The organism is Corynebacterium sp. ACRPO, assembly GCF_022347205.1.
Classification (GTDB): Bacteria; Actinomycetota; Actinomycetes; order Mycobacteriales; family Mycobacteriaceae; genus Corynebacterium.
Window position 1 is genome coordinate 49,218 of record NZ_JAKRNE010000009.1, and the last position, 18,473, is coordinate 67,690.

Consider the following 18,473-nt stretch of genomic DNA (forward strand, 5'->3'; position numbering starts at 1 on the left):
ACGCGTTAGGATAGAAATTGTGGCTAAAGAAACAATCAGCGAAAAGGAGCTGCAGCGCCGCTTCGAAGCGGAAGCGCTGCCCCTGCTAGACCAGCTCTACGGCGGTGCCCTGCGCATGACGCGCAACCCGCAAGATGCTGAGGATCTCGTGCAGGAGACCTACCTCAAGGCCTATAAGTCCTTTCATTCCTTCAAGCAAGGTACAAACCTTAAGGCTTGGCTGTATCGCATCATGACCAATAACTACATCAACTCCTACCGCAAGGCGAAGCGCCGCCCCACGGAGTCCTCGGCCGATGACTTGAGCGATTTTCAGCTCTATACCACTGCTGGGCACGATTCCACTGGCCTGGAATCCGCCGAGGTATCAGCGCTTAAAGACATGCCGGACGCCACCATTTCAGAGGCCATGAATGACTTGCCAGACGACTACCGGATGGTGGTGTACTACGCGGATGTAGAAGGCTTGGCGTATAAGGAAATTGCAGAAATCATGGATACTCCGCTGGGTACGGTGATGTCCCGATTGCACCGGGGAAGAAAATTGCTCCGGAAAGCGTTGAAAGACGTGGCACGAGAACAAGGCATTGGATTAGAACACCCAGACATGGAGGAGAAGTAATGGACCGCGCAACGGAACACAACTGTGGTGCGTGTAGCTCCCCAGAGGTACACGCCCTCCTGTGCGAGCTTCTCGATGAATCCACCACCTATGCCCGCGCACTCGCTATCCGCGAGCACATCGCCCAGTGCGATTTCTGCCAACAGCGCCTCGAGAGCGAGGAGATTATCCGCTCCCTGGTGCGCAACTGCTGTAACGGCCAGGCCAAGGCGCCGCAGGCGCTGCGCCGCCGCATTTCGGTAGAGATTACCCGCATCGACACGGCGTGGTAGGCACTGTTGCTCACCCGCTGTGGTGGGGTCTGGTTTCATGATCTTCCAACTCTTTGCTTGGGTCCATACTGATCGGGCCGAATTGAGGGCGGAAGGGCCGAATTGAGACCCTAATGCGTTCAATTCGGTCCGATCACATTGGACTTAAGGCACGGAGAGGTCAAGCGGGGAGCTAGGAGACGACATCGATGTGCGTCTGACATAGCAAAAGCCCGGTTCTACGGTCGAAGTGACCGAGGGAACCGGGCTTTGAGTAATGCTGTGCGTTATGCGCCAGGACGCTTGCCGTGATTAGCGGACTTCTTGCGGCGATCCTTGCGCTTGCGACCACGCTTGCTCATTGCGCACTCCTTCGTTGAGGGTATCTGAACTTTATTCAACTGTAGCGGCTAAGGGCGCCGAAACGAAAATTGGGGGCTGCTTATTAAGCGGAAACGCGAGCGCGGCCACGGCCGCGGTTGCGACGACGCTTGAGAGCGCGGCGCTCCTCTTCAGACAGGCCGCCCCAGACGCCGGCGTCCAAGCCGGATTCCAGTGCCCACTTCAGGCAGGAAGAGGCAACAGGGCAGCGGTTGCAGACCAGCTTGGCCTTAGCGATTTGGGTAAGTGCGGGACCAGAATTGCCTACTGGGAAGAACAGCTCGGGGTCTTCGTCGCGGCAAACAGCTTCGTGGCGCCAATCCATGATTGATATCTCCTAACAAAAATTCGACAGCAGTAAGCACAAGCGCTTTTCACGAAAATGAAAAGCAACCAATGCCAGGGTGGGTGGTTGTGTGAACTGGTCTGCGTGCAGTGGGGCCCGGTCTCGAGGTCGGGCCAGCGTCGCCGCCGCCAATGGTTCACATTGTGGTTGCTTGAAGTTTCCTTCAAGTTAAGAAGAGGTTTACGTCCTCTTTCTTTTTGCTACCCCAGAATCATGACATGTTTACTCAGACTCCGCTAGGGGTAGAGGTAAAATTGTGTCCAACCTCACTTGAATGAAACTGGTGTGGGGGTCATTTGAGTCCATGATCGAGTTGAAAGAAGCCTGTGAGAAACGCGCTGAACTGGCGTATTGTCCAAAAATCATTGAGTGCGGTGACTGAAGAGGCGTCAAATCTACCCAGCTAACCTCTGCCCCCGCGAAACCTGAGTGGCGCACAAGGAAATGGCCTTGACCGGTGGGTAGACTGTGGCTTTGTGTCTAAGCAGAAGAAAAAGCAGGTAAACAAAAAGCAAAGTGCGGCCTCGGTGCAGCCGGCGCGTGAGACGAAGGCCCAGCGGGGTGCGCCACAGCCGGTACTCGTGGCCGCAGCGCTCGCCGTGGTTCAGTCCATCGCCGTCATCTGCTTCGGTATCTTCCTGATTGTGCGCGAGGCGACCGGCGCAGAAAATGAATCCATGGTGTCGGACTCGGGCTCCGGAAGCTTTGTAGGGCTGGGCACCGCGCTATTTATCTTTATTGTTTTTGGCTTTGTCATCGTCGGTGCTTGGGCCATGGTCAAGGGAAAGCGCTGGGGTAGGGGAGCCATTATCCTGGTCGAGCTCATCTTGGCAGCGAGCTCCTTCCAGATGTTTAGCGGCGGATCGCCGCTACTTGGTGCGGTCACTTTGGTGAGCGCCGCAGTAGTCATCTTCCTGCTGATGTTCGTCCGCGCTTCCACGGAGTGGGCGGCAGCTAACTTCTAAATTCGCTGCCACGCGCACAAGGGCCGCGCCCCAGGATAACCGGAAGGCGCGGCCCTTTGCGTGTTGCAGGGGGATTAATCGGCGCTTAGGCCCACGACCTGATCGCCGCGGGTTTCCACGATGGTGTCGCCCGCCAAGGTGAGGTAGACGGGACCGCGGTAGCCGCCGCGATCAACCGGGATGGTTCGCAGAGTTTTGCCGGTGGACCAATCCATGACAGCAATGCCTGTTTGAGTAGGGACCACCATGTGCTCGTCGACGGCGATGGGGGTGCCGATGGCATCGTCTACCACGTGATCCACTGCGAGGTCGCTCGGCTTGAAGAGGTAGAGGCGGGAGCCATCAAACCAGGTCATATGGTGTGGCAGGTCCGCGGTTGCCGGGGCGAATGGGGAAGCACCGGCGTCAATATCTGGAGAGGGCTCTGCCGAAGTAGAGTCCAGCTTTTCGCCCTTATTGTCATAGGACTCGATCGTGGGATTCGGGCCTGGGCGGTAGACGGCGGCGGCCTTTTGCCCCACAGCGACAAGCCGGGCGCCGTCGGTGGCTATGTCCACATCGGCGGCGATATCGGGCTCACGGGAATCATCAGGGGTGGTGTCCTGGAAGCGCAACCAGGTGGTGCCCGGCTTATCGGGGCAGGACTCGGTCAGTGCCAAATTCTCGGTACGGGTAAGGGCGGAGCTAATGGTGCAGTCTTCATGCGGTTGCTTGTCCGGCTCCTGTTTAGCCTCCACATCACCGTATTCCACGGTGCGCACCATATCGGAGCGCCACAGATCGATGCGGTCGGTAGAGACCGTTCCTACCCGGTCATTGGAGGAAACGGGTACTACCTCTTCCGAGCTGACGGCGCTGCGGGTGCTGTCATACTCGCCAGTCGCGGCATCAATCGCCACGGTATCCCCGCAGCCCACGCCGGTTTTATACGACGCTACGATTTTGCCCCACGCTGTAGACAGCGAGCAGAGATCGGCATCCGTGCGCTCATAAGTCCACGCCTCGGAGCCGTCCGGATTGGTGGCGGTGAGCGTGTGATCGGCGTGCGTGATGGTCAGGCCGTGTGCCGAAACCGCCCGGTATTGGCCGGGTACTGGTTCGTTGGGGAGGCTGAAGGACTCGTGGAGTGCCTCGGGGACGTCGGCAAGCGCGGGTGCATCCTTATCCCCAGGAACGGCCGCTTGGCTAAGATGCGCTTGATTGATATTGGCGGTAATAGCCGCCCCACCGACCGCGATGGCGCAGACCACGGCGATAATGCCGGTAGCCTTCCAATCGGCGGGCGTCGAGCGCAAAATGGGAGCTTTAGTCATCGGCGGCCTCCTCGCCGGCGCCGGGAGCTGCCGCGGCGCGCGGTGGTACGGGTGGGGGATTTTTCGCGGACAGGCACTTGGCCCACGACCTTGGTCTCAGGGCCGACAGTTTCTTCTACCTCCGCGGGGATATCTAGAGCCTGGGCCAGCTCCGGGGACGTGGAGAACCACTGCGGGGGATTCGGCTCACCCAAATCCAGCTCATCATTAATAACCTGCCATTTGCCCAGCTCATCATAGCCCACCAAGGTGATGGCGGTGCCGGTATGGCCGGCGCGACCCGTGCGGCCGATGCGGTGGACAAAGGTCATCGGATCATCCGGAACCTGATAGTTGATGACGTGGGTGACATCATCGACGTCGATGCCGCGGGCGGCAATATCAGTGGCGACCAAGATATCCACCTGGCCGGTGCGGAAGGCATGGAGCGACTTCTCGCGCGACTTCTGCCCCAGATCGCCGTGGACCGCGCCCACGTGGAAGCCGCGCCGGGCAAGATCATCGGCCAACTGGGCGGCCGCGCGTTTGGTGCGGGCGAAGATGATAGTGCGCCCGCGGTCGGCGGCCTGCAGGGCGTGGGCGACAACGGCAACCTTATCCATGCGGTGGGCTTGGAAGGTGACCTTGCGAGTGGAGGAATGGGTGAATTCCTGCTCGCCGGATTCGGCGCGGATATGGATGGGTTTTTCCATAAACTGGCGGGCAAGCGTCAAAATCGCGCCCGGCATTGTGGCGGAAAAGAGCATGGTCTGGTGCGCATTGCCATCGAGCGCCTTGAGGATGGCCTCCACCGAGGGCAAAAAACCTAAGTCCAGCATCTCGTCGGCCTCATCGAGCACCAAGATAGCCACGCGATCGAGCTGCAGATTGCCGCGTTCGTGGAGATCGATCAAGCGGCCGGGCGTGCCGATGATGACATCGACGCCCTTGTTGAGCTTTTTGATCTGTTCCTCGTAGGGACGGCCGCCGTAGATGGAGGCTAAGCGCACGGGTAGGTGGGCGGCAGCCACCTGCAGGTCCTCGGTGACCTGCTGGGCAAGCTCGCGGGTGGGGACCACCACGAGGGCGCGCGGGGTGCCATCGAGCTCGTCGATATCGGCGTCATCAAAGACGCGGTCCAAAAGCGGCACGCCAAAGCCATAGGTCTTGCCCATGCCGGTGCGCGCTTGGCCAATCAAGTCCTGGCCGGATAGCGCGATGGGCAGGGTTAATTCCTGGATTGCAAAAGTACGCGTGATGCCACGAGTGGCGAGACCATCGCAGATTTCGGCCGCAACGCCGAGTTCCGCGAAGCTCGGTGGCTGGGATTTTATGTCAGACACACCTTGATAGTAGCCGGGATGGTTATAGTGGGGCCATTGACAATAAAACTCTAGTTAGAGGAGGAATCTTCATGGATATCAAGTTTGGCTTCGCGGATACCGCTCGCGAGCTGGTCATTAGCGCTGCAGGTGACCAGGCCGAGCTGACGCAGAAGATCAACAGTGCCCTGGCGGATAACTCCACCTTGGAATTGGAAGATGACAAGGGTCGCAAGTACCTCGTGCGCACTGACCGCGTGGTCTACGTCGAGGTCGGCATTGCAAAGAAGCACGCCGTGGGATTCGCCGGCGCCTAAGGCGAGCACATAGGGCTGCTGATTCAGCTTTTTTAAATACAAGCGGGTAACCTAAGGCCCCATGGAAAAAAGGGAGATTTGCCACGCCCACCGGAGCCAGGGCCATTCGCCGGACGACCCCAATGCGGTGGTCCGGTTTGCGCGTCAATATGGCTGGTGGCGCGTGGTGGCTATCCCCCTCATGATCGCGCTGACCATTTGGTTCATCGTCGATATCGCCACCGCCTCTTCCTCTGAAGAAAAGGCGGAAGCCACTAGCGAGGCTGCCCCAACGAGTACGGAGAAGATGGGCCCTGATCCTGCCGATTCTGCAGCGGTCAAGCGGGAAATCAGCGAGATGCCGCCCGGTGGTTCCTATACCAAGCAGGGAAAGGGCACCTTCCACGAGGTAGGTGAGCCTGGCGCCGTCACGGGTAAGGGCGGCAAGCAAAAGGTGCGCTATTCCATCGAGGTAGAAGATGGTCTTAATACCGCACCGTATGGAGGCGATGAGTCTTTTGCCGCCATGGTGGAGGCCACCTTGTCTGACCCGCGCGGCTGGACCGCGCATAAGGACTTTGAGTTCGAGCACGTGGCCGCTGATGCGGAACCGGATACCCGTATCCAGCTGACTTCGCTCGGTACCGCCGCAGAGCGCTGTGGCGAGAAGATTGAAACGGAAACCTCCTGCCACACCACCATTACAGGCGAGTCCACCACCATTATCAACGAGGCCCGCTGGGTGCGCGGCGCCACGCCTTTTGAAGGCGATTTGGGCAATTATCGCCAGTATGTCATCAACCATGAGTTGGGTCATGCCATTGGCTATGCGGCCCACCAGCCGTGTGGTGGCCAGGGCAAGCTAGCGCCGATCATGATGCAGCAGACCTTGGACCTTAACAACAAAGAATTGCACGATCGCAAGCCCAGCGAGGTCTATCCTGATGAGGACGTGACCTGCTCACCAAACCCGTGGCCTTATCCGAATCCGGATAATAAGGATCCCCACCAACCCGAATAGGAGTTAAGGATGCCGCTTCCCCCAGAGCATGTTTTAAGCGCCTTCCACGCGGAAACCGGTGCCACTGGTACCCGCCGCGCGCAGGGCGATCAATTGGGCCCGGTGTGGGATAACGGCATCAAGGTGGGCGACGTGGTCTATTCCCAGGCCGGTCCGTTTGCCGCCTGGTCCGCTAAGGTGCGCGAGCGCCTCAGCGTGCAGGGGGCCCGCGTTTCCCGGCCGGTACTGTCTAGCGATGGTCGGCACACGGCCGCAGGGTGGAAAGCTACCCAGTTTATTCCGGGCCAAGTACGCGGGCGAATTGATGAAACCGCACAGATGGCGTTGCGCCTCGACGCGGCTATAGCCGAGGTGCCCCTTCCCAACGGGCAGCGTAGCGATGCCTTCGCTCGTGCAGAGCGCGCCGCCTGGGAGGAAACGGGCGAGGCTTATCGCCCAGCCCTGCTTGCCGACGTCCCCCTTATCCCCGCCCACACCGCTCTTCTCACCACTACGGTTTACCACGGCTCCAACCCGCCGGGCATTGTGGACATTGTGCCGAGCGAATCCCCGCGCCCGGCCGGCTGGACGGCCGCTTTGGTTATTGTGGATGGGCTCATTGGCCAAGCGGTCGATGATGGGATCTGTCAGCGCTTTAGTCATGTACCCGGTATGCCGGAATTGCTATTGCGCGCTGTGTCGTATCGCCGTCATGTCAATGACCTGCACCCCGCGTCGCGTTCAAACACGCGTTCGCACATTGAGCGGGTGGAGCAGCATCTGGTGTCGCGGGCATCTGCCATACTGGAGCGGTGAGTTACGACCCCCATTCCACCGCGCGTGCGGGAGTGGTCCTTCCACCGTCCCCGCAGGTGCGCCTCGTTTCCCGTACCCAGTCCGTCACGACCCGCAGTTGGCCTGTTGACCTGCCCGAATCCGGCACCTGGAAGGTAACCGGTGCCGCCGGCACCGGCGTGTCCAGCTTCCTTATCGATACCGTCATTCATGCCTTGGATAAAGCCCGGGAGACCGGCGCGGATCCCTCCGGCATCCTCGTTATCGCTCCCTCGAAGGAATCCGGCGCCCGGCTGCGCCGCGAGCTCTCTGAGCGCCTCGAGGATTACGCCGCACAGACCTCCATGGTGCGTTCCGTACACTCCCTAGCATTCGCGTTGCTGCGCACAGCGGCCGAGGAGGAGCTGCGACTTATTACCGGTGCGGAGCAGGACGCCGTCATCCGCGAGCTGCTCACTGGCCAAGCAGAAGACGGGCATGGCTCGTGGCCCGCGGAGATGCGGCCCGCGCTGGAATATGTGGGATTCGCCCGGCAGCTGCGCGATTTCCTTTTGCGTTCCATTGAACGCGGCCTGGGTCCGGGCGACCTAGAGCGCCTCGGCGCCGAGCACGGCCGCCCCATGTGGTCCGCGGCGGGTGAATTCCTGCGCGAGTACGAACGCGTGCAGCTCCTTTCCCGCGCCCATTCCTATTCCGCTGCGGAATTGGTTACCGCGGTTCTTCAGCGCCCCCAGCTACTGCGCGAGCATCCCTTCCACACCATCATTGTCGATGATGCGCAATTGCTCGATCCCACTGCGGGCAAGCTCATTCGCGACATGACCCCGCAGGCGGATCTCGTGGTGGTAGGCGGCGATGCCGATCAATCCGTCTTTGCCTTCCGTGGTGCTAGCTCGCGTTTCCTGCGGGACTTCCCAGCTGACCACGACATTGAGCTTACCGAGCCTCACCGCACACCCTCACCGGCGTGCATCTCCATTGTGGATTCGGACGGCAGGCTGCGTGACGTCGTAGCCAATACCGTGCGGCGCCGTCACTTAGAAGACGGCGTGCCCTGGCGCGATATCGCCGTCATCGTTCGTTCAACCGGTGATATCGGCCAGATGCGCCGCACCCTTTTGTCCGCCGGCGTGCCCGTGCACATTAGCCCTACCGACGTCGTCTTAGCCGAACAGCGTTTGGTTTCCGCCGTGCTGCTCGCCCTGCGTGCCTTGGAGGAAGACCTATCAAACTCGGAGTTGGAAGAATTGCTCACCGGTCCCGTGGGTGGCGCCGATCCCGTCACCCTGCGCCGCCTGATCCGTGGATTGCGCCGCTGGGATTCCACTACCCGGGGCATCGATAGCCTGCGCGGTCTTCTCTACGGCGAGCTCCCAGACTTTAATGGACAACTCACTGAGCGCGAATACTCCATCCTGGAACGTGTACGCGCGGTTCTAAGTGCCGGCCGGGACGCACTCGCCTCCGGGGACTCTGTGGAGGAGATCCTCTGGGCCGTGTGGAGCGCAACTGAGCTTGATAACCGCCTGCAGGCTTCGGCGCTGCGCGGTGGTGCGACCGGCTCGCAGGCCGACCGCGACTTGGATGCAATGATGGCGCTTTTTGACGCCGCAGGCGACTACGTCGAGCGTCGCCCTGATTCCTCGCTGCGTGCCTTCCTGACGCATATCACCGAACAAGAACTTCCCACCGGTGTGCGCGACCGCCGCACCGCCATTCCGCAGGCAGTAGAGATCCTGACTGCACACGGTGCCGTGGGCCGCGAATGGGATACCGTCATCGTGGCCGGCGCGCAGGAAGGAAGCTGGCCTTCGCTAGGGGAGACCGGCTCCATCTTTGGGCAAGAAGATCTCATCGATCTACTCGACCACGATATTGATCCCGATACCCCCGTCAGCCACGTTGCCTCCCGCTTGGCAGAGGAGCGACGTCTCTTCCACGTCGCTACCACGCGCCACCGACAGCGCCTGCTCATTGCCGCCGTGGAAAACCCGGAGGGCGATACGGTCTCTGAGCCTTCGCGCTTCATTAGCGAATTCGCTGGCCGTGGTGTGGACGTGCCTGGCCAGGCTGGGCGTCGGCAAGCAAAGCGGGCGCTGCGCCGCACCCAACTCCCGCGCGAACTGGGCCTCGATGTGCCCGAACCCGCACCCGTGTCATTGCGCGATGGGCTCGAAGTGGATCCCCTTGATGTGGCGGTGCTGTCCGTGCCGGCCTTTGTCGCACAATTGCGCCGCGTAGTTACCAATCCGGAATCCGGTGAGGTTGAGCGCAAACAAGCAGCGCGCCAGCTCGCTCGGCTAGCGGCAGCCGATATCCCTGGCGCCCACCCGGAGCAGTGGTGGTCTGCGCGCTCCGTTGCGGCTGAAACGCCGCTGCATACCAGCGGCAGTTTGTCACCCTCCCGGGTGGAAGCATTACTCAACTGCCCGCTCAAGGCCGTGCTAGGAAATGTGGCCGAGGACCCAAGCACCGAGGAACCCCTGCTCCGCGGTACTTTGGCGCACGCCTTCTTTGAAGCCCTTGGCCGCGGCATGGACGCGGAAAAGGCCAAGCTATTGGTGATGGAGGCTTTCGAGCGCATTCAGGATGTACCGCAGTGGCAATTGCGATTCAAGCTCGATGAGTTTTCCACCCTGTTGGACCGCGCCCGGGAATGGGCGCGCCAATCCGAGGTCAATCAAGAGCTTGCCGGTGTGGAAATCCCCGTAGGCGTACGCGTCAGCGAGGAGGTGCGCATCGGCGGCTATATGGACCGTCTGCTTCGCGATGAAGAGGGCAATTACTTGGTGGTGGACCTCAAGACAGGTAGAAGCACGCCGGCTAAGAAGGAAGGCGAAGACCATGTGCAGCTGATGACCTATCAGCTCGCGCTTGCCCACGGCGCATTTGACGGCCACCAGGTTCACGACGGCGAAGGCATGCCGCGCCAGGGCGGTGTGCTGGTGTATCCGGGGGTGACCACCAAAAAGATTGGTGAGATTTGGCAAAGCGATAAGTCGCCGGAGGCCTTAGAAGAATTCGCCGCGCTTCTGCCCCCGCTGGTGAAGGAGATGCGTGGCCCGCGCATCACTGCGCGCACCAATAAAGACTGCGATAAATGCCCAATTCGCTCCATCTGCCCTGTGCAGGAAGAAGGAAGGATGACCACCGATGCCTAAGAGCAATTTTTCCCCACAGCAGATCGCTGCCGCCTTGGGCAAGGACTTTCCGCCTACCGAGGAACAAGCCCACGTCATCGAAGGCCCATTTAGCCCCAAACTCGTGGTTGCCGGCGCTGGTGCCGGCAAGACAGAAACCATGGCCTCGCGCGTGGTCTATCTTGTAGCCAATGGCTATGTGCGCCCGGAGCAGGTTCTCGGCCTGACCTTCACCCGTAAGGCCGCGCAACAGCTGGAGCAACGTATCCGCCGGCAGCTGATTAAATTACGCGATTCCGGCCTCATCCCACCAGGCGGTGAGGTGGCAGAAGCGCTAGAAAACATTGCGCCGAAGGTAGCCACCTATGACTCCTACGCGGGAGAACTCGTTCGCGAATATGGGCTCTTGGTTCCAGTAGAGCCCACCGCACGCATCATCACCGAGGCCGAGCGCTATTCCTTGGCCTACGATGTGGTGCGCAATTACACCGGCCAGCTGGAAGACGACCGCGCCCTAGCCACGATTACCGAGACTCTGCTGAAATTCAGCCAGGATATCGATAACGGGCTCAAGGACACGAGTCACATCGCCCAGCATGCCCGCGATTTTCGGGCGGACATCGATAACCTCGATAAATCCCAAAAGAATGGCCCCGAATACTCGCAAAAGTTGCTGGAATATATCCAAACACAGGAACGCCGCGTGCAGTACGTGCCGCTGCTGGAGGCCCTGAAAAAGGAACAATCTGAGCGACAAGTCATCACCTTTGGCGAGCAAATGGCCGTCGCCGCCCGCGTCGCGCGCGACCATCCTGTGGTGGGAAAGCAGCAGTCCCAGCGCTATAAGGTCATCATGCTAGACGAGTACCAAGACACCTCCTATGCCCAGCGCGTGCTTCTCCGCAGCCTGTTCGGAAGGGAGCAAAAGGATCTTTCTGTGACGGCCGTGGGCGATCCAATGCAGGCCATCTACGGGTGGCGTGGTGCTACCTCTGAAAACCTCACTGCCTTCGTGGAAGACTTCCCAGTCGCGCCGGGCACACCCGCCCCGAAGGACCAGTTGACCACCTCTTGGCGCAACCCCTCTGGTGCGCTGGATTTGGCTAACTCAGTGGCGGAGGGAGTATTCGAAGGCGTTGAACGTCCCGTGGACGAGCTGTCTGCCGCCCCGCATAAGGGCGAAGGCGATATCCAGTTGGCGTACTTCGACAGCGAGGTTCGCGAGCGTGAATTCGTTGCCGAGTACCTGAAAGAGCAGTGGGAAAAGCGCGAGGGAGATACCTTCAGCGCGGCGGTTTTGGTGCGCAAAAATAGGCACTCCGCACCCATCGCTGCGGCCCTCGACAAAGCGGGCGTACCCAATGAAATCATCGGTCTCGGTGGCCTGCTGTGGCAGCCAGAAATCCAGGACCTCGTAGCTATTGCCACCATGCTCGTGCGCCCAGAAGACTTGCCTGCGGCAGTGCGGGTGCTGGCAGGGCCGATTTGTGGCCTGGGAATCAGTGATATTCAAGCGCTCGCTTCCCGCCAACGAAACCTGGCCGGCGCGAGGGAGGAGCGCTTGCGCTGGGAGCCGGGGATGGACCCGGAAGAATACTTGCGTGCGCAGCTGGAAGATGTCACCGCTGAGGAGCCGGATCAGCGCGTCGGCCTTGCCGACGCCCTGGCCGATCTAGGTGAGAGAGACCGCTATACCCCGCAAGGCCTCGCCCGTATGGAAGAGGTTTCTGCCAAACTGCGACACCTGCGCACCTATTCTCTTTCCAAACCGCTGGTGGACATCTTCGCCGATATTGAAGCATTGTTTAATATCCGCACCGAGGTACTAGCTCGTGGAAGCGCAGGGGGCGCGACACATCTGGATAAATTTGCCGATATCGTCGCAGGCTTCCACGGTGATTCCTTGTATGCGCTCTTGGATTACTTTGCGTTAGCGCTCGAAAAGGAAGATGGCCTAGACCTCGGCGAGGTTCCCGCCGCCACTGACCGCGTGCAGATTATGACCGCGCACAAGGCCAAGGGCTTGGAATGGGAACACGTCTGCGTGGTGCATGCGGATTCGTCTAGTTATAGTGCGAAAGCAGAGACTTTCCTGTCCAGGATCGACAAGGTCCCAGGGGACGATGACTATATTGAGATCCCGGAGGATGCCCAAAAGCGCTCGCATTTCCAAAACGCGTGCGAGGAGTTTAAGAAGGCAGATAGCACCATCAAGGCGGAAGAATCGGCGCGCCTTTTTTATGTGGCGCTGACGCGTACCGAATCCACCCTGACCGTTACCGGATCGGGCACCAATAACGCTCCCGGAAAGAACAAGAAGGCTCCCTATGAATACCTAGAGCGCCTGAAAGAGCAATTCCCGCAGTACGTGGTGGAGTGGTCCGTCCCCGACGAGCCTTCCGAGGATGATTATGGGGAGAGCGCCCAATTCCCAGCGCTGCAGGCCAGCCCTGAGGCGGTCGCCGGTGCGGACATGGTACTTGAAGCACTGGAAGAGCTCCCAGAAATGAGCCGCGGTGAAACTTTTGAGTTATGGGAGCAAGAAGCTGGCGCGCTCATTGAGGAGTACAAGGCCCTGCAACAGCCGGTGGTAGACGTTGAGCTACCCAGCGAGCTGACCGCCTCGGACATGGTTGCGCTGCGGGCAGACCCGCTCCAGTTTGCCCGCAGGCAACGCCGCCCCGTGCCGTTTAAGCCGAATTCCTATGCCAAGCGCGGAACCGCCTTCCACGCGTGGTTGGAGGATCGCTTCGGCAGCCCGGCACTATTGGGTGAGGAGGAACTTCCCGGCATTGATGAGCCGGAAGATTTCGATTTGGAAGAGCTCAAGGAGGCCTTCCTGAACTCCGAGTGGGCCGAGCGTCAACCGGAGCACGTGGAGGCGCCCTTTGAAATCACCATTGGTGAGGCCGTGGTGCGCGGGCGCATGGACGCGGTATTCCGCTTGGAGGATGGCACCTGGATGGTGGTGGACTGGAAGACCGGCCGCCCACCCCAGGGAGAAGCCATGGATGCTGCCAAGATACAGCTAGCGGTGTACGCAGAGGCATGGCGCCGCATCCACGGCGGGGAAAAGATTCGTGCCGCGTTCTATTATGTCCACGATGGTTATACCTTCGAGCCTGCCCGCCTGCCGCGTGGGGAAGAGCTGAAGAAACTCCTTGAATCGTCAGTAGAGCACCACAAGGGCTAAGGTATGTGGGCGGTTGCGTAAGCGCGCAATCTCTTGAGTAACCATTCGAGACCAGAAAAGAAGGCTGGACTAGTGGCCAAAAAACGTGCGCAGGCAATGAAGTCACGCTTTAGAAGTCGCTTCTTGCCGCAGGTCGAGCTGTCCTCGCAGCCGGACCACGCGCTCATTGATGTCATTACGGTGCCGAGGGATGAAAACTCCAGCCCGTGGCGTCAGTTGGGCAAGCGTGTGCTGTGGGCTTTGGGCATCGTTGTCTTCGTGACCGTCGTGGTCTATTTAGACGGCGGTGGGTATAGCGAGGACATGTCGTTATTGGACTCCGCCTACTATGCGGCGGTGTCGCTGACTACCGTGGGCTACGGCGATATCGTGCCCGTGTCCCCGCAGGCCAGGTTTATTAACTTAACGCTTATTACCCCCGCCCGCCTGATCTTCCTTGTTTTATTGGTTGGCGCGACCTTGTCCGTGCTGACGGATAAGGCCCGCCGTACTTTCCAAATCCAGAACTGGAGAAAGCAATTGCGTAACCACACCGTCGTTATCGGATATGGCACCAAGGGCGCCGGAGCCGTGGCCGCGCTGCTGGCCGATGATGTTCCGTCCTCCCAGATCGTGGTCATCGATACCAACCGTGCGTCCCTCGCCCACGCCGAGCACCACGGGCTGGTCACCATCTTTGGGTCCGGCACCAAGCAGGATGTGCTGAAGATCGCTGGGGTAGAGCATGCCAGCTCCATCGTCGTTACCCCATCCACGGACGATACCGCGGTGCTGTGTTGCCTTTCCGTGCGAGAGCTTGCGCCCAAGGCCAAGATCGTGGCGTCGGTGCGCGAGTCCGAAAACCGTCACCTGTTGCTCCAATCCGGTGCAGATTCCGTGGTCACCTCCGCTGAGACGGCCGGCCGACTGCTAGGCCTGGCCACCGTCACCCCGACGGTGGTGGAGATGATGGAAGACCTGCTCTCACCCAACGAGGGTTTCTCCGTAGCCGAGCGCGCCGTGCGCGAATTCGAGGTGGGCTCCAACCCACGCCACCTGGCAGATATCGTGCTGGCTGTCCTACGCAATAACGAGCTGCACCGCGTGGATACTGCGGATGCCTCCGCGCTGAAGCCGGGCGACCGCCTGCTCTACATCAAGCATGAGATGGAGCAACCCATCGAGGTCATGGACGATGATGACGAGGATTAAATGTTCCTCCCAGTAACCCATAACGGCCAAGTACCGGTTACAGCAGCGGGGGAGCCGGTGCTGGTGGAGAAGGTTCCCGGGGGCGTCGGCAAGCACGCAGTAGTGGACCTAGGTGCCCTGCAGGCGTGCGCGTATCCGGAAGACGGTGCCAGCGAGCTGGGCCGGCTAGAAAGCGCGACGTTCTTTGCGGACCGGCCGGTGATTTTGCAAGCTATTGCACTGATCCGCAATCGGCGCGAGCAGTGCTTTGATCCGCGCACCGGCCGCAAGCTGGACTACCCAGCACCGGGAATCGTGGGGCGCGATCCTGTGGACGAGCGCCGAATGGTTTTCCCACGCCTAGATCCTGCCGTCATCGGGCTTATTCGCCTCAGCGACACCGACCGGATTTTGCTGGCGCGCAATCGCCGCCGCAATAGCTTTTTCTCCCTGATTGCCGGCTATGTTGAGCCGGGCGAGACCGCAGAGGCTGCTTTTGCGCGCGAGGCCTTAGAAGAAACCGGGCGCAGGGTGGAGGATATTCGCTATTGGGGCTCGCAGGCGTGGCCACCGAGCGGCTCCCTTATGCTGGGCTTTTGCGCGCGCACGGCTGATGTCCACCCCACCTGCCATACTGATGGGGAATTGGAAGAAATCCGGTGGGTGGAGCGCGCCGAGCTGCCTGAGCTTACGCTTCCTCGTCCGGGTTCAATTGCACACACGATGATTATGGAGTGGTATCACGGTGACTAAGCCGGATTTGTCCCTGCTGGATGAAGATCAGCTGCGTGCGGCCACGGCGCCGCGCGGGCCCGTGTGCATCTTGGCCGGCGCGGGTACGGGCAAGACCCGCACTATTACCTATCGCATTGCCAACTTGGTCGACCAAGGCTTTGTGAGCCCGCAGCGCGTGCTTGCGGTGACCTTCACGGCACGAGCGGCCGGAGAAATGCGCGATCGCCTGCGCACCATGGGCGTGGCCGGCGTGCAGGCGCAGACTTTCCACGCGGCCGCGCGCCGCCAGTTGAAGTATTTCTGGCCGCAGGTAGCAGGAGACCTTCCGTGGCAGCTGCTGGATAATAAATTCCCACTGGTTGCCCGCGCGGTGCGCTCGGTGGGGCTGGATAATTCCAAGGACATGATTCGAGACGTCCTGGCGGAGATCGAGTGGGCTAAGTCCGCGCTGGTCAGCGCCGAGGATTATGAGTCCGTGATCGAGAATACGGACCGCAGTGCGCCGGCCGATCCGGCCAAGGTGGCAGAGGCCTTCCGCCGCTACGAGCAGTCCAAGGCCACGCCGGACATGATGCATCTGGATTTCGATGACCTGCTCATGCACATCGCGGGTGCCATCGAGAATGTGCCGGCGATTGCGGAGACCTTCCGCGAGCAGTACCGCACCTTTGTCGTCGATGAGTACCAGGATGTTACCCCGCTGCAGCAGCGGGTGCTCAACGCGTGGTTGGGAGAGCGCGATGACCTCACCGTGGTGGGCGATGCTAACCAGACCATCTATTCCTTCAACGGCGCCTCCCCGGACTACCTGCTCAATTTCTCCCGCACCTACCCGGATGGCACCGTGGTCAAGCTGCAGCGAGACTATCGCTCCACGCCGCAGGTAACTGACCTGGCCAACCGGGTCATTGGCAAGGCCACCGGCCGCGCGGCGGGCACGCGCTTGGAGCTGCAAGGCATGCGCGAGCCCGGCCCCGAGCCCACCTTCAAGGCCTATGAGTCCGAAGAGATTGAGGCCCAGGAGGTGGCGGGCCAAGTCCTTACCCTGCTGGACCAGGGCGTGCCGGCCTCCGAGATTGCCATCCTTTACCGCATCAATGCCCAGTCGGAGCAGTTTGAGCAGGCGCTTGCTGACGCCGGAGTGGTCTACCAAGTCCGCGGCGGCGAAGGCTTTTTCCGCCGCCCGGAGATCCTGGAGGCTATTCGCGTGCTCATCGCCGCGACCCGCCGCGAGGACCTGCCGGATGACCCAGTGGCGATTGCCCGGGCTGCGTTTGTCGAGTTGGGATTGAGTTCCACCGAGCCGCAGGGCGCCCAGGCCCGCGAGCGCTGGCAGTCCCTCAACGCACTGGTTGGGCTCATTGAAAAGATTGTGGAATCCACTCCTGGCATCGATCTCAACGGGGTGCTGGGGGAGTTGCGCCGGCGCTCCACCGATAAGCAGGCCCCAGCTATGGAAGGCGTGACGCTGGCTACCGTCCACGCCGCCAAAGGCTTGGAATGGGACGCGGTATTTCTCGTGGGGCTAACGGAAAAGCTCATGCCCATCAACCACGCCATCAAGGCTGGCGACGAACAGATAGAAGAGGAGCGCCGCCTGTTTTACGTCGGCATTACCCGCGCCCGTGAGCACCTCGCGCTGTCGTGGGCGCTGGCGAAGACTACCGGCTCGCGTGCCTCGCGCGAGCGTACCCGCTTCCTCGATGGCATCGTTCCGGCGGCCGAGGATGTTTCCGGCGGTGGGGCTCGCTCGCGCCGCCCGAAGCGGTGCCGCGTGTGCTCCGGTCCGCTGGGAACACCGGCGGAAAAGGTCATCGGCCGCCATGAAGATTGTGAAAGCGGCGGCGATGAAGAGGTCTTTGCCGCTTTGCGCTCGTGGCGCTCCCAGGTTGCGCGTGAGGAAAAGGTGCCGGCTTATGTCATCTTTTCTGATGCCACCCTGCAGGCGATTTCGGAGGAATTGCCCTCCGATGAGGCAGAGATGCTCTCCATCTCCGGCGTAGGCCCGAGCAAACTGGAGCGCTACGGTGCCCAGGTGCTAGAGGTTATTCGTTCGGTTCGTAGCTAGCCAGGTTGGTCTTGCCGCCGAAGCATACGGGGCAGCGTGGATGCGCTATGACGGTGCGCTGTTGGTGGTGTCCGTAGACATCGATCTCCCATTGCTGCCCGGGGCGCGGCTTAGCGGTTGGCGCGCCCGGCGGCAGCGAGCGCCCCATCAGCCGCCGGATGATCACCTGCGTATGCGCCGCAACCGCATCGAGCACCACGGCTTCTGGCGTGCGGCGCACGCGGGTGAGCTGGGTGCTGATGATATTCCAAAGCGGGTCCATATCAACGCGGGCCAAGTGCGCACACAAGGGGCAGGGGCCTTGGCCGCGGATACGAACCGGTCCGATGACGCCACGATTGTCCAGCAAAGATACCGGAACCCACGTGGTTGCTGTGCCCGCCAGTGCATTCGCGCAATCCAGCGGGCAGTGCAGCTGGTCCACGGCGAGGACCGGATACATGCCGTCGAGGTCGTGGATATAGGAAAAGGCATTGTCCTCCTCCAGCGGTATGCGCACTTGGAAGCCGTCCTCCTCTAGGCGCGCGCGAAGGCTGTGCGCCAGGGTGGATTCTCCCATGAGGACAATGGTGTCTGTCTTTTCGGCGGCCTCCCTGTGCGGCCAGAGGATGCCATAGTCCAGTGCGTCTTCAATCAGGCTCTGCGCCGCCGCCTCTTCTAATCCTGCTGACCGCAGCCGGTCAGACAGTTCTTCTGGGGAAATTGGCTCGCGAGCGGTGTTGAAAGCCGTCGCGACGGCGAGCGCGCTTCCTGTTTCCGCAACCCCAACGCGGGTGGCATCCATGCCAAATTGGATCACCGTTTCCTCGCGGCAAAACACTGCGCTGCCGGGTGCTAAGACCACCTGGGTGGCAGAAATCCCCACGCCTTTAACCCCTTCCCCCGAAGTATGTGGTC

Annotated in this window: 16 protein-coding genes; 11 read left to right on the plus strand and 5 right to left on the minus strand. The window is 60.8% G+C overall.

All coding sequences use genetic code 11. The annotated features are described in order from the left end of the window. Window positions 1-19 precede the first annotated feature (19 nt). Together MHY22_RS07425 and MHY22_RS07430 are read left to right on the plus strand one after the other, a co-directional pair. A complete protein-coding gene (locus tag MHY22_RS07425; protein WP_200436091.1) occupies window positions 20-622 on the plus strand; it encodes a sigma-70 family RNA polymerase sigma factor in 603 nt (200 codons plus the stop codon). Next, entirely contained in the window at window positions 622-894 is a 273-nt protein-coding gene (locus MHY22_RS07430; protein WP_239278757.1) for an anti-sigma factor, read from the plus strand. The genes MHY22_RS07425 and MHY22_RS07430 overlap by 1 nt, the downstream gene beginning before the upstream one ends. Window positions 895-1,160: 266 nt before the next feature. On the opposite strand, the gene MHY22_RS11640 is transcribed toward MHY22_RS07430, so the two are convergent. Together MHY22_RS11640 and MHY22_RS07435 are read right to left on the minus strand one after the other, a co-directional pair. Then, complete coding sequence (locus MHY22_RS11640; protein WP_100067784.1) at window positions 1,161-1,235, minus strand: 50S ribosomal protein bL37; 75 nt, start codon at window positions 1,233-1,235, stop codon at window positions 1,161-1,163. An 83-nt stretch (window positions 1,236-1,318) separates the two neighbouring features. After that, on the minus strand, window positions 1,319-1,579 hold the full coding sequence (locus tag MHY22_RS07435) for a WhiB family transcriptional regulator (protein WP_005322377.1): 261 nt from the start codon (window positions 1,577-1,579) through the stop codon (window positions 1,319-1,321). A gap of 497 nt (window positions 1,580-2,076) precedes the next feature. Here MHY22_RS07435 and MHY22_RS07440 point away from each other — a divergent pair, with 497 nt between their 5' ends. Continuing rightward, window positions 2,077-2,565 carry a hypothetical protein gene (locus MHY22_RS07440; RefSeq protein ID WP_239278758.1) on the plus strand — a complete coding sequence of 163 codons (489 nt, stop codon included), beginning with the start codon at window positions 2,077-2,079 and terminating at the stop codon, window positions 2,563-2,565. A 74-nt stretch (window positions 2,566-2,639) separates the two neighbouring features. Here MHY22_RS07440 and MHY22_RS07445 read toward each other — a convergent pair whose 3' ends face one another. Together MHY22_RS07445 and MHY22_RS07450 are read right to left on the minus strand one after the other, a co-directional pair. Continuing rightward, window positions 2,640-3,878: a hypothetical protein gene (locus tag MHY22_RS07445; RefSeq protein ID WP_239278759.1), complete on the minus strand. Its 1,239-nt coding sequence runs from the start codon at window positions 3,876-3,878 to the stop codon at window positions 2,640-2,642. Continuing rightward, window positions 3,875-5,200 (minus strand): DEAD/DEAH box helicase, encoded by a 1,326-nt coding sequence (locus MHY22_RS07450; RefSeq protein ID WP_239278760.1) that lies wholly within the window; start codon window positions 5,198-5,200, stop codon window positions 3,875-3,877. Before MHY22_RS07450 ends, MHY22_RS07445 begins: the two co-directional genes overlap by 4 nt. 71 nt (window positions 5,201-5,271) lie before the next feature. Here MHY22_RS07450 and MHY22_RS07455 point away from each other — a divergent pair, with 71 nt between their 5' ends. The 8 genes from MHY22_RS07455 to MHY22_RS07490 all read left to right on the plus strand — a co-directional run bounded on the left by MHY22_RS07455 (window position 5,272) and on the right by MHY22_RS07490 (window position 17,576). Then, a complete protein-coding gene (locus MHY22_RS07455; protein ID WP_005322370.1) occupies window positions 5,272-5,496 on the plus strand; it encodes a DUF3107 domain-containing protein in 225 nt (74 codons plus the stop codon). 61 nt (window positions 5,497-5,557) lie between these two features. Beyond that, entirely contained in the window at window positions 5,558-6,496 is a 939-nt protein-coding gene (locus tag MHY22_RS07460; protein WP_239278761.1) for a DUF3152 domain-containing protein, read from the plus strand. Window positions 6,497-6,505: 9 nt separating this feature from the next. Beyond that, window positions 6,506-7,291 carry a hypothetical protein gene (locus MHY22_RS07465; protein WP_239278763.1) on the plus strand — a complete coding sequence of 262 codons (786 nt, stop codon included), beginning with the start codon at window positions 6,506-6,508 and terminating at the stop codon, window positions 7,289-7,291. A 32-nt stretch (window positions 7,292-7,323) separates the two neighbouring features. Continuing rightward, window positions 7,324-10,431, plus strand: coding sequence for an ATP-dependent DNA helicase (locus MHY22_RS07470; RefSeq protein WP_239278795.1), 3,108 nt, complete (start codon window positions 7,324-7,326; stop codon window positions 10,429-10,431). After that, on the plus strand, window positions 10,424-13,603 hold the full coding sequence (locus MHY22_RS07475; RefSeq protein WP_239278764.1) for an ATP-dependent helicase: 3,180 nt from the start codon (window positions 10,424-10,426) through the stop codon (window positions 13,601-13,603). Before MHY22_RS07470 ends, MHY22_RS07475 begins: the two co-directional genes overlap by 8 nt. A 72-nt stretch (window positions 13,604-13,675) precedes the next feature. After that, window positions 13,676-14,794, plus strand: coding sequence for a TrkA family potassium uptake protein (locus MHY22_RS07480; RefSeq protein WP_370658844.1), 1,119 nt, complete (start codon window positions 13,676-13,678; stop codon window positions 14,792-14,794). Further along, window positions 14,795-15,526, plus strand: a complete 732-nt coding sequence (locus tag MHY22_RS07485; protein WP_239278765.1) for an NAD(+) diphosphatase — start codon at window positions 14,795-14,797, stop codon at window positions 15,524-15,526. Continuing rightward, a complete protein-coding gene (locus MHY22_RS07490; protein WP_239278766.1) occupies window positions 15,519-17,576 on the plus strand; it encodes an ATP-dependent DNA helicase UvrD2 in 2,058 nt (685 codons plus the stop codon). The genes MHY22_RS07485 and MHY22_RS07490 overlap by 8 nt, the downstream gene beginning before the upstream one ends. On the opposite strand, the gene MHY22_RS07495 is transcribed toward MHY22_RS07490, so the two are convergent. Continuing rightward, the gene (locus MHY22_RS07495; protein ID WP_239278767.1) at window positions 17,554-18,441 is read right to left on the minus strand and encodes a hypothetical protein; all 888 of its coding nucleotides are present in this window, start codon (window positions 18,439-18,441) and stop codon (window positions 17,554-17,556) included. The genes MHY22_RS07490 and MHY22_RS07495 overlap by 23 nt on opposite strands. Window positions 18,442-18,473 lie beyond the last annotated feature (32 nt).